Source organism: Methylopila musalis (assembly GCF_042679725.1).
Classification (GTDB): Bacteria; Pseudomonadota; Alphaproteobacteria; order Rhizobiales; family Methylopilaceae; genus Methylopila; species Methylopila musalis.
Window position 1 is genome coordinate 1 of sequence record NZ_JBHTMX010000349.1, and the last position, 1,398, is coordinate 1,398.

General features: G+C 71.9%; 2 protein-coding genes and 1 pseudogene. 2 read left to right on the forward strand and 1 reads right to left on the reverse strand.

Annotation, left to right across the window (positions count from 1 at the left end):
* Nucleotides 1-323 (forward strand): annotated as a pseudogene (locus ACFQ4O_RS17530) (hybrid sensor histidine kinase/response regulator); the annotation flags it as partial.
* On the opposite strand, the gene ACFQ4O_RS17535 reads toward ACFQ4O_RS17530, so the two are convergent.
* Nucleotides 320-1,018: a GntR family transcriptional regulator gene (locus ACFQ4O_RS17535; protein WP_378777660.1), complete on the reverse strand. Its 699-nt coding sequence runs from the start codon at nucleotides 1,016-1,018 to the stop codon at nucleotides 320-322. The pseudogene ACFQ4O_RS17530 and the gene ACFQ4O_RS17535 overlap by 4 nt on opposite strands.
* Nucleotides 1,019-1,157: 139 nt before the next feature.
* On the opposite strand from ACFQ4O_RS17535, the gene ACFQ4O_RS17540 reads away from it, so the two are divergent.
* On the forward strand, nucleotides 1,158-1,398 hold a 241-nt coding region (locus ACFQ4O_RS17540), incomplete at its 3' end, for a PfkB family carbohydrate kinase (protein ID WP_378777662.1).

Sequence of the window (1,398 nt, forward strand, 5' to 3'; positions counted from 1 at the left end):
GGCTGCTGGGCGGCTGGGGCGTGGAGACGGCCGCGGCGCGGGCGCTTCCCGAGCTTGAGGCGAGGCTCGACGACGCGGCGCCGCCGGAGATCGCGCTGGTGGATTTCCATCTCGACGACGGCGCCTGCGGGCTCGACGCGGTGGCCGCGCTGCGGCGGCGATTCTCGCCCGACCTGCCGGCGATCGTCACCACCGCCGACCACACCGCGGAGGTGGCCGAGCGGGTGCGCGCCGCCGGCTGCGCGCTGATCCACAAGCCGATCAAGCCCGGCCAGATCCGCGCCATGCTGTCCCACCTGCGGGCCGCGGAGCGGCGCGTCTAGACCGCGAGCGTCAGCCGGTAAGCGTAGGCGTCGCCCCGGAACAGGCCCTCCACATACTCGACCATGCGGCCGTCCTTGGTGCTGGAGCGGCGCTTGATCAGAAGGCAGGGCAAGGGCTGGGAGAAGCCGAACACCCGGCACTCCTCGGCGTCCGGCGTGGTCGCCTCGATGGTCTGCTCGCAGGAGACCAGCGCGGCCCCGCAGGCGCGCAGCTCCTCGTAGACGGAGCCGGACAGGTCGCGCTGATCGAGGTCGGGCGCGGCGGCGAGGCTGTACCACGCCACCTCGCGGGACAGCGGCACGTCGTCGCCGTAGCGGATGCGCACCAGCCGGAGGAAGGTCGCGGTGGAGGGCAGCCCGAACAGCGAGGCGATGGAGCGGTCGCTCACCACCTCCTGCTCAAGGATCCGCGACGACGGAACGCGGTTCAGCTTCCGCATCTCCTCCGTGAAGCCCTTCAGCCGCTCCATGCCGGGCTCGATGCGCGGCGGCGCCTCCACGATGAAGCCCAGCCGGCCGTGGGCGCTCACCAGCTTGCGGCGGCGCAGCGCGTCATAGGCGTGGCGCACCGTGGTGCGGCTGATATCAAGGTCTTCCGCCAGCCGGCGCTCGGCCGGCAGCGTCGCGCCGGGCGGCAGCGCGCCGCGCTCGATCAGCGCGCCGATCTGAAGGTCCAACTGGCGATAGATCGGCATGGCGGTATCGTCGCGCAGTCGGAGCAGGGTATGAAGGCTCGGGTCGTCGATCACCGCGGACGCGTCGAATGTTCTGTGGTGGGAAGAGAAACGGCAGGCGACGCGGCATGACGCGCGGCGCGAACGGCGAAAGCCCATGATGCAGCAAAACGCGGCGAGAGCGAACATTTTCGTTCTGGGAAGTTTCGTCGCGGCCTGTTCCGCGAAGGTGGCCGCGCCTCCGCGGGCGGGCGAATGCGTGGCCGCGGACGCCTTTCTGCTGGAGGCGGGCGGCAAGGGCTTCAACCTCGCGGCCGCGTGCCGGCGCCTCGGCGCCGAGGTCGACGGCCTATTCGCCGTGGGCGAGGACGCGCTGGCGGCGGTGGCCGAACCGGCGCTCG

Coding starts and splice junctions, on each gene's coding strand:
- ACFQ4O_RS17535 (WP_378777660.1), bottom strand. CDS start 1,018: ATGCCGATCTATCGCCAGTTGGACCTTCAGATCGGCGCGCTGATCGAG.